This is a genomic window from Streptomyces soli (assembly GCF_003999195.1).
In the GTDB taxonomy this organism is placed as follows: Bacteria; Actinomycetota; Actinomycetes; order Streptomycetales; family Streptomycetaceae; genus Actinacidiphila; species Actinacidiphila soli.
This window is the reverse complement of sequence record NZ_RJVR01000349.1, coordinates 1-8,262: the sequence shown is the minus strand read 5'-3', so window position 1 is coordinate 8,262 and position 8,262 is coordinate 1. Positions and strand designations below refer to the sequence as shown.

Annotated in this window: 11 protein-coding genes and 2 pseudogenes; 6 read left to right on the top strand and 7 right to left on the bottom strand. The window is 70.6% G+C overall.

The window, feature by feature from the left end; translation table 11 throughout:
- A partial coding sequence (locus tag EFK10_RS42585) for an ATP-binding SpoIIE family protein phosphatase (RefSeq protein WP_164836386.1) occupies positions 1-774 on the top strand: 774 nt, incomplete at its 5' end.
- A 29-nt stretch (positions 775-803) separates the two neighbouring features.
- On the opposite strand, the pseudogene EFK10_RS42580 reads toward EFK10_RS42585, so the two are convergent.
- The 3 genes and pseudogenes from EFK10_RS42580 to EFK10_RS42570 form a co-directional block, all read right to left on the bottom strand.
- A pseudogene (locus EFK10_RS42580) lies at positions 804-935 on the bottom strand (IS5/IS1182 family transposase); the annotation flags it as partial.
- A 51-nt stretch (positions 936-986) separates the two neighbouring features.
- Positions 987-1,685, bottom strand: coding sequence for an alpha/beta fold hydrolase (locus tag EFK10_RS42575; protein ID WP_127360999.1), 699 nt, complete (start codon positions 1,683-1,685; stop codon positions 987-989).
- Positions 1,686-1,753: 68 nt separating this feature from the next.
- The gene (locus EFK10_RS42570; protein ID WP_127360998.1) at positions 1,754-2,200 is read right to left on the bottom strand and encodes a MarR family winged helix-turn-helix transcriptional regulator; all 447 of its coding nucleotides are present in this window, start codon (positions 2,198-2,200) and stop codon (positions 1,754-1,756) included.
- A gap of 90 nt (positions 2,201-2,290) precedes the next feature.
- Between EFK10_RS42570 and EFK10_RS42565 the strand changes: the two genes are divergently transcribed.
- The 3 genes from EFK10_RS42565 to EFK10_RS52945 all read left to right on the top strand — a co-directional run bounded on the left by EFK10_RS42565 (position 2,291) and on the right by EFK10_RS52945 (position 3,324).
- Positions 2,291-2,665, top strand: a complete 375-nt coding sequence (locus EFK10_RS42565) for a cupin domain-containing protein (RefSeq protein WP_127360997.1) — start codon at positions 2,291-2,293, stop codon at positions 2,663-2,665.
- A gap of 63 nt (positions 2,666-2,728) precedes the next feature.
- Positions 2,729-2,869 (top strand): hypothetical protein, encoded by a 141-nt coding sequence (locus EFK10_RS52950; RefSeq protein WP_322973468.1) that lies wholly within the window; start codon positions 2,729-2,731, stop codon positions 2,867-2,869.
- On the top strand, positions 2,866-3,324 hold the full coding sequence (locus tag EFK10_RS52945) for a hypothetical protein (RefSeq protein WP_322973467.1): 459 nt from the start codon (positions 2,866-2,868) through the stop codon (positions 3,322-3,324). The genes EFK10_RS52950 and EFK10_RS52945 overlap by 4 nt, the downstream gene beginning before the upstream one ends.
- On the opposite strand, the pseudogene EFK10_RS52940 reads toward EFK10_RS52945, so the two are convergent.
- The 3 genes and pseudogenes from EFK10_RS52940 to EFK10_RS42550 form a co-directional block, all read right to left on the bottom strand.
- Positions 3,304-3,637, bottom strand: a pseudogene (locus EFK10_RS52940) (hypothetical protein); the annotation flags it as partial. The gene EFK10_RS52945 and the pseudogene EFK10_RS52940 overlap by 21 nt on opposite strands.
- An 87-nt stretch (positions 3,638-3,724) precedes the next feature.
- Positions 3,725-4,318 (bottom strand): histidine phosphatase family protein, encoded by a 594-nt coding sequence (locus EFK10_RS42555; protein ID WP_127360996.1) that lies wholly within the window; start codon positions 4,316-4,318, stop codon positions 3,725-3,727.
- Positions 4,318-4,704, bottom strand: coding sequence for a VOC family protein (locus EFK10_RS42550; RefSeq protein WP_127360995.1), 387 nt, complete (start codon positions 4,702-4,704; stop codon positions 4,318-4,320). Before EFK10_RS42550 ends, EFK10_RS42555 begins: the two co-directional genes overlap by 1 nt.
- A 34-nt stretch (positions 4,705-4,738) precedes the next feature.
- Between EFK10_RS42550 and EFK10_RS42545 the strand changes: the two genes are divergently transcribed.
- Positions 4,739-5,110, top strand: a complete 372-nt coding sequence (locus tag EFK10_RS42545) for a DoxX family protein (RefSeq protein ID WP_127360994.1) — start codon at positions 4,739-4,741, stop codon at positions 5,108-5,110.
- A 583-nt stretch (positions 5,111-5,693) separates the two neighbouring features.
- Here the strand turns inward: EFK10_RS42545 and EFK10_RS42540 are convergent.
- Positions 5,694-6,734, bottom strand: a complete 1,041-nt coding sequence (locus EFK10_RS42540) for a bile acid:sodium symporter family protein (protein WP_127360993.1) — start codon at positions 6,732-6,734, stop codon at positions 5,694-5,696.
- A 158-nt stretch (positions 6,735-6,892) separates the two neighbouring features.
- On the opposite strand from EFK10_RS42540, the gene EFK10_RS42535 reads away from it, so the two are divergent.
- Positions 6,893-7,762: a LysR substrate-binding domain-containing protein gene (locus EFK10_RS42535; RefSeq protein ID WP_127360992.1), complete on the top strand. Its 870-nt coding sequence runs from the start codon at positions 6,893-6,895 to the stop codon at positions 7,760-7,762.
- Positions 7,763-8,262: the final 500 nt, after the last annotated feature.

The following is an 8,262-nucleotide window of genomic DNA, read 5'->3' as shown; positions in this document are numbered from 1 at the left end:
GCCACCTGCCTGTACGCCGTCTACGACCCGGTCACCCGGCGCTGCACGATGGCACGGGCCGGCCACCCCCCGCCCGCGATCGTCGACCCGCACGGCCAGGTCACCTTCCCCGACCTCCCCGCCGGAACCCCACTCGGCCTCGGCATGGTCCCCTTCGAGTCCGTCGAGCTGGAACTTCCCGAGGGAAGCGTGCTCGCCCTCTACACCGACGGCCTGGTCGAGACCCGCGGCCAGGACATCGACGCCGGGATGCACTGCCTGGCCACCGTCCTGGCCCACCCGCGCCTCCCACTGGAAGACCTCTGCTCGGCCGCGGTCGACACACTGGCGGCCCCAGCACCCTCTGACGACGTCACGCTGCTGCTCGCCCGTACCCGCACACTCAGCCCGGACCAGGTGGTCTCCTGGGACCTGCCCACCGACCCGGCCATCGTCAGCACCGCCCGGTCCCTGACCCTCCGCCAACTGGCCCAATGGGGACTGCAGGACCTGGCCACCACCACCGAGCTGATCGTCAGCGAACTGGTCACCAACGCCATCCGCCACGGCACCGGCCCCGTCCGTCTGCGCCTGATCCGGCACCAGGTCCTGACCTGCGAAGTCTCCGACACCAGCAACAGCCTCCCCCGCCTGCGCCACGCCCGGACCACCGACGAGAGCGGCCGCGGCCTCTTCCTCGTCGCCCAGCTCTCCCACCGACGAGGCACCCGCTACACACCCGACGGCAAAACCGTATGGGCCGAACAGAAACTGACACCCCCGGTACAGCAGTGAAGTACAACAACCCCCACGACCGACCACGGCCGGTAGTTCTTCGACTGCTCGGCGACCTTGTGGTCGCGGGTGGGCACCAGGGTGCCGTCCACGATGATCACGGCGCCCTTCGCGAATCGCCGGCGCGACTGCAGGGCGAGTTTCAGCCCGAGGTGGTCGAAGACCATCTCGCAGCAAGATCACTTACGGGACAGTCCGTGGACCAGACCGGCCTAGATCCAGCCCTGCAGTGCCTTGAGGAAGGCGTTGAAGTCGTCGTTGTGGATGATGTGCCCGGTGCCGGGTACGACCCGGACCTCGTAGCCGTCGGCGGTCAGGGCGGCGGCGCGCGCCTGGGGGATGAGGTCGCTGGGGTCCGCGGTCAGGACGAGGGAGCGGATGTCGGGGAGGCCGGGCTCGTGGCCGCGGAAGCCCTCGAAGGCCCGCAGGGTGGTGGTGTCCCAGCGCTGGATGGCGTCGAATTTGGCCTGTTGGGCCTCCGCGGGCCAGGCGGGGTAGGCGGCGCGGATGTCGGCGGGCGTCCAGGACTTCTCGGCGAGGACGCCGCGCAGGACCCCCGCATCGATGGACGGCGACCAGGCCGGGTCCTCGTACACCGCGCGTGCCGGGCGGATGCGGCTGACGGCGAGCGAGGCCACCAGCGCGCCGAGGGAGTGACCGAGCAGCAGGTCGGGTTCGGCCGGCACCGCGGCGGTGAGGGCGTCGGACCAGGCGTCCAGGGTGTACGTGTCCGTGTGGGGGCTGAGCCCGTGCCCGGTCAGTTCGGGCGCCAGTACGCGGTATCCGCGCTCAGCCAGGGCAGGGCCGAACCGCCACCAGCTCCCGGAGTCGTTGGTGATGCCGTGCACCAGCACGGCCACCCGCTCGCCGTCGCCCCACTCCCGTACCCGCAACTGATCCGCTGCCGTCATGCCCACCCCAACTCGAATTGATCGGCACGGCATTCCCCTGGCCGTGCGCGCCCCACCCGCGAGTATGCCTACCAGGTGGGCCGAATGGGACCGCCCGGAGCGATCCGGAGCAGGTCGTCGCGCAGGGCCCGCAGCCGGCGCTCGCCGAGTTCGGCGGCCCAGGGGCGTACGGCGTCGGCGGCGGCCTCCTCCGCCGCGCGGGTGCAGGCCCGGCCGCGTTCGGTCAGGACGACGAGGCGGGCGCGGGCGTCCTCGGGGTGGGGGCGGCGCTCGGCGTAGCCCTTCCGTACGAGCTCGTCGACGAGCTGGCTGGCGGCCTGGCGGGTGACGCCGAGGTGGTCGGCCAGCTCGCTGACGGTGGCCCCGGCGGCGGACATGCGCGCGAAGGCGAAGCCGTGGGCGGGCCGGAGGTCGTCGAAGCCCCGGGCGGTGACGCCCGCGTCGATACGGGCGACGAGTGCGCCGGCGGCCGCGAGCAGGGTGGCACTGAGGGCCATGGCTTCTTCGTCTCTCACACCGTCAAGCTTGACACATTGCGCAAGCAGCTTGAACATATAGGCAAGCAATTTACGCAAGCTACTTGCCTATATGCGGAGGTTTCCGCCATGCCCGTCGTCCACGCTTCCGACGCCGTCGTCCACGAGATGCACGGCTCCCGCTTCGTCTCGTACGCCGCATCCGCCCTTGGCAGCACCGAACTCTGCGCCTGGCGGAGCGAGATCCCCGCCGGCACCGAGACCCCCACCCACTCCATCAGCCGCGAGGAGGTCTTCCTCCTGCTCACCGGCTCGGTCCGGCTCACCCTCGACGGCGAGCCGCACCCCCTCTCCCCCGGTGACGTGGCCATCGCGCCCGCCGGATCCACCCTGAAGTTCGACAACTTGACGGAGTCGGCGGCCACCATCTGGGTCACCACCAGCATCGGCCTGGAGGGCGTCCTCCCCGACGGCTCGCGCGTTTCGCCTCCCTGGGCGCGGTGACCCTTACGCTGCCGGGACCGGGCCCAACATCAGGGTCGGGTTCCCGGCCGCATCGCCGGCCGGATGCCCGACGACCGCCGTGAACGCTTCCGTGCGGACCGTCAGGCCGTCCGCGCCCAGGGCGAAGTCGGGCGCGAGGGGTACTTCGGCGGTGTGGGCGGGGCCGTAGCGGACGGTCAGGACGGTGAGGCCGTCCGGGGGTGAGGGGCGGGGGCGGCTTCGAGGGCGGTGGTGGCGATGATGTCGCGCCAGCCGGAGTCGGGGTTGCCGTAGCCGCGGGGGCCGGCAACGAGACCGAAGGCCGCCTGCTCCTGGGTGAGGCCGATGGTGTCGGGGCTGTTGAAGTAGGCCGAGCCGTCGGTGCCGGGGAAGTCAGGGGTGGTGAGGGCGAGTTCGCCGGCGGAGGTGACGGCGAGGGCGCCGACGAGCAGGGGGCCGTCGGCGACCAGCCGGGCGCCCTTGTCGGCGAAGCTGACGCCTGCGGCCCCGGTGAGCTTGGCGAGGCGGCCGTCGGTGGCTGTGGCGTACGGGAGTCCGGCCAGCAGTCGGGCGCCCGGCGTACGTTCCAGGGCGACGGTCAGCCACAGGCTCGCGCCGTCGGTGACGTACAGGGACTGGTCGAGGACGTAACGGGCCTAGGGCTCACCGGAGTTGCGTAGGCACAAATTCGGATAATCCGGGGTTGTCGGTGCGGTAGACCCGCTCGCGGAGGTGGAAGTCCAGGCTGCGGCGGACCGGTTTGGCGAGGTGCTCGAGTGTGCCGCCCGCACGCTGCCACGCCAGGGCCAGCAGGGAGGTGATGCCGAGCGAGGTGTCGCTGATGTCGTCGCCGCAGCCGGGGCGCTCCAGGTTGCCGTCGGCGGTGATGCGGTCGAGGGCCTGGGCGGCGATGCGCTCCAGCACGGCGTCGTACGCGGCCGGGTCGTCGGGGAGGTCGTGCAGGGCGCCGCGCTGGTAGGTGAGGAACACCATGACTTGGGACGTCAGCCCTTCATTCCGGAGGTGGCCATGCCTTCGTCTCGGCATTCGGCAGGGAGTACTACACGGCCGCGCTGCCGCTCACTGCAGATGGGCGGTGTCGTTCCACAGGGTGAGAGCCGGGTCGCCGTACTCCCAGCCCAGGATGGACAGCGAGGCCGGGGCGAGACTGAGCACCATGCCGCGCATGGGGTCGAGGCGCAGCCAGCGGGCGGCGAGGGTGCGCAGGAAGTGGCCGTGGGCGAAGATCACGCAGTCGGACTCCTCGCTCTTGGCCCACGCCACGACCTCGTCGGCGCGGTTGGCGACCTGCCAGGAGGTCTCGCCGCCGATGACGCCGTCGCGCCAGATCACCCAACCGGGGCGCTCTTCACGGATGCCGGGCGACGTACGGCCTTCGTACTGGCCGTAGTCCCACTCCATGAGCGCGTCCCACTCCTCGGCTCGGTCCCCGAAGCCGGCGAGCTCGCACGTCTCACGCGCCCGGGCCAGCGGGCTCGTACGGACCCGGGCGCCGGGGAAGCCGTTCCACGGCGGCCGCTGGAGCCGCTTGCCGAGCAGCCGGGCGGCCTCGCGGCCCTCCTCGGTGAGCGGGATGTCCGTACGGCCGGTGTGCCGGCCGTTCTTGGACCACTCGGTCTGGCCGTGCCGGACCAGGATGAGGCGCGGGGGCATCAGGACTCCTCCTTGTGGACCGCTTCGATGTTGTTGCCGTCCGGGTCGCTGACGAACGCGCAGTACGCCCGGTACTCGGGCCAGTGGCGGGGAGCGTGGCGGCTGCTGCCGCCCGCCGCGACGGCCGCCGCGTGGAAGTCGTCCACCTGGCTCCTGTCATCCGCCGCAAAGGCGACGTGCACGCCGCGGGTCGGCTCGGTGGCGGCCTTCTCCACCGAGAGCGAGGGTGTGTCGCGGTCGGGGTGCCAGTATTCGGCGGCTACGCCGCTCTCGCATCCGATACGGATGCCGGGCGGGGTGAGCGCGGCCGAGTAGAAACCTCTGCTGGTGGCGAGGTCCGACGCAAAGACGCCGATGTGATGAATGAAAGATTCGGGTGATCCCACACCAACAGCCTAGGCGGCTGCCAGACTGACCGCCGTGTTCGCGCTGGCTGTGGCCCTCACCGTGCTCCTCGTCCTCGAATCGCTGCCGTCGGCGGTCGTTCAGCTGGCCCGTGCCCGGCCGGGGCTGACTCGGCTCGACGAACTCACCCGTTTGGGGGTACTCCAGGGCCGCCATCTGTGGGTTCTGACGCTGCTGGGCTCATTGCACCTGTTCGGTACGGTCGCCGTCATCGCTGGTCTCTGGGCACCGCCGTTCGGGGTCGCGGGCGCGACGGTCGAGGCGCTGGTCTTCGCGTGGGTGCTGGCCATGCAGCTGCGATCGGGGGACCGGGGGCGGACGCTCGGGGCTTACACGCTGTTTCTGACGATGGCGCTGTCTGTGCTGGTCGTGGACATGCTGCGTTGACAAAATGCCCGATTTTGTATAATTTTTCTGTTGCATAACAGTTCTTTGCATATACGCTAATATGCGCGGGTGGGGGTCAGGCCCTTCTTTCAGGGAAGAAGCCGCTGACGCCACCACGGTGCAACGCCATGGAGCCGCAGACGATCAGGATCCGGCTTCCGCTGCTCGGAACTTCACGATCGGCCCATCCCTGCGTACCCGGCGTGCAACCACGGACAACCGCCATGGAGGGACAACCATGCGCAACCGACTGATGCGAGCCGCCGGTATAGGCGCGGCGTCCACGATGCTGGCCGGCGGAGCCGCGTTCGCGACCGCTGGCGCGGCATTCGCAGCTCCCGCACCCCCGCCCCCTGGACCTGCGCACAACGATTCTGGTCACAATCAGAACCACAATCAGAACCACAATCAGAACCACCATCAGAACCACAACCGTTACTGTCACCAGACACGTGGTCACTGGCAGTGGGTCTGGCACCACGGTTCCAAGGGCCACCACCACTCGCATCACGGGTACTGGGTCAAGGTCTGGGTCCCGGGACACTGGGTCTGCAACCACCGCGGCCGGTAGCGCATGACGGCACTACGCCCTCGCCGAGGCCACCTCGGCGGGGGCTTCGACGTACGGCCGCTGCGGGCGGCGGGGCGGGGCCGGGGTCCGGCTCCAGCGCTTGGCGATGACGGCGCAGACCATGAGCTGGAGTTGGTGGAACAGCATGAGGGGGAGGACGGCCAGCGCGGCATGGGGACCGCCGAAGAGGACGGTGGCCATGGGGAGTCCGGCGGCGAGGCTCTTCTTGGAGCCGCAGAAGACGATGGTGATGCTGTCGGCGCGGCCGAAGCCGAGGCGTCGGGCGCCGTACGAGGTGATGGAGAGCATCGTGGCGAGCAGCAGGCCCTCGATGGCGAGGAGAACGACGAGGCGCAGCGGCGTGACCTGGTGCCAGACGCCCTGGACCATGCCTTCGCTGAAGGCGGTGTAGACCACGACGAGGATCGAGCCCCGGTCGACGTAGCCCAGCACCTTCTTGTTGCGGGCGATGAATCCGCCGACCAGCGGGCGCAGCACCTGCCCCGCGAGGAAGGGCACCAGCAACTGCAGCACAATGCCGAGCACCGAGCCCGCCGAGAAACCGACGCCATTGCTGCCGCCCAGGAGCAGCGCGGCGAGCAGCGGCGTCACCAGGAGCCCGATGAGGCTGGAGAAGGAGCCGGCGCAGATGGCCGCCGCCACATTGCCCCGGGCGATCGAGGTGAAGGCGATCGAGGACTGGATGGTGGAGGGCAGCAGGCACAGGAAGAGCAGGCCGGTGTAGAGCTGCGGGGTGAGGACGTACGGAACGAGGCCGCGGGCGGCGACGCCGAGCAGGGGGAAGAGGACGAAGGTGCAGCCCAGCACGGTGAGGTGGAGCCGCCAGTGCTTGAGGCCGTCCATTGCCTCGCGGGTGGAGAGCCGGGCGCCGTAGAGGAAGAAGAGGAGAGCGACCGCACCGGTCGAAGCACCGCCGGAGGCGGTGGCGGCCGGGCCCCGGGCGGGCAGCAGGGCCGCGAGGAGAACCGTGCCGAGGAGCGCCGCGATGTACGGGTCCAGGGGGAGCCGGGACGGGAATCGCAGGCGGGGCATGTTCTTCCTCTACGTGCTGGGGGCGGTGCTCGTCGCGCTGTCCGTGCTCTTGCCCGCACGGGCTCTCTCCATGATCCTCCTTGGCACGGCAATCGTAAATCCCTGTGACCATGCTGACTGTCATCACGTATCGCGATAGCCGTGGATAGACTGCGCTCGTGTTCGATCCGGTGCAGTTGAGGACCTTCCTGGCGGTCGCGCAGACCCTGAGCTTCACGCAGGCCGCGCGGCGGCTCGGCCTGCGGCAGTCGACGGTGAGCCAGCACGTACGGAAGCTGGAGGAGGCGGCCGGGCGGCAGCTCTTCGCCCGCGACACCCACAGCGTGGAGCTGACGGAGGACGGCGAGGCGATGCTCGGCTTCGCCCGCACGATCCTGGCGGCGAGCGAGCGGGCGGCGGGATGGTTCGCGGGCACGCGGCTGAGGGGCAAGCTGCGCTTCGGAACATCGGAGGACTTCGTACTCACCCGGCTGCCGGAAATCCTTGAGGCGTTTCGGCGGGAGCACCCCGAAGTCGACCTGGAGCTGACCGTCGAGCTGTCGGCGACGCTGCATCAGCGGATGGCCGCCGGGCGGCTGGACCTGATGCTCGGCAAGCGCGGCGGCGAGGCAACCCACGGACAGCTGGTGTGGCGGGACAAGCTGGTGTGGATCGGCAGTGAGGGACTGCGGATCGACCCCGAGCGGCCGGTGCCGCTGATCGTCTATCCACCGCCGGCGATCACGCGGGCCCGGGCGCTGGAGGCGATGGAGCGGGAAGGGCGCGCCTGGCGGGTGGCGTGCACGAGCGGTTCGCTCAGCGGGCTGATCGCGGCAGCGCGGGCCGGGCTGGGCGTCATGGCGCACGCCCAGGGCCTCATCCCGCCGGGGCTGGCGCGGGTGGCGGCCGGTCGAGCGGGGCTGCCGGAGCTGGGCGACGTCGACTTCGTGCTGCTGCACGGGCGGCGGCGGCCCGCCGCGCAGGACGCCGCCCAGGCGCTGGCAGGGGCGATCCTGACGGGCGGCGACCGGCTGCACCGCCCGCTGTAAGGGACGCCGCCCTCGTCGCGGCTGCGGGCGACTTCCTCGCCCAGCCCGGACACCGTCCGGGTCACGTCGGCCAGGCGGCCGGACAGATCGCTCATTGTGCTGTGCAGGCCACCGACCCAGGCGCCGATGCCGGCCACCTTGACGTTCAGGCCGTCGAGTTCGCTTCCCTGGCGGACCTGCGCGGCCGTGAGCCGCGCGAGCCGTTCGCTCAGTTCGCTGGTGCCGGTGGTTCTTGGGGGGCCTGCTCCCCTGTCATTTCCGTCGTACCCACCCCCCGGGCGGTCGCATTGTGGTGCGTACGATGGAGCAGGTAGGCGTCCCTGCGCAAGAGGACCTGCCATTGTCGAGGTCGGCGCACTTTCCCTCCTGCACGTCTTCTACGGCAACGCCCAGGGCTGGTACGCCAAGAGCGGCCCCCTCACCCGCGCCCGGGCGGCGGCCCTGCGCCCGCCGCCGCACCAAGGCGCCCCGGCACCGGCCCCGACGGCGGCCGCCAACCC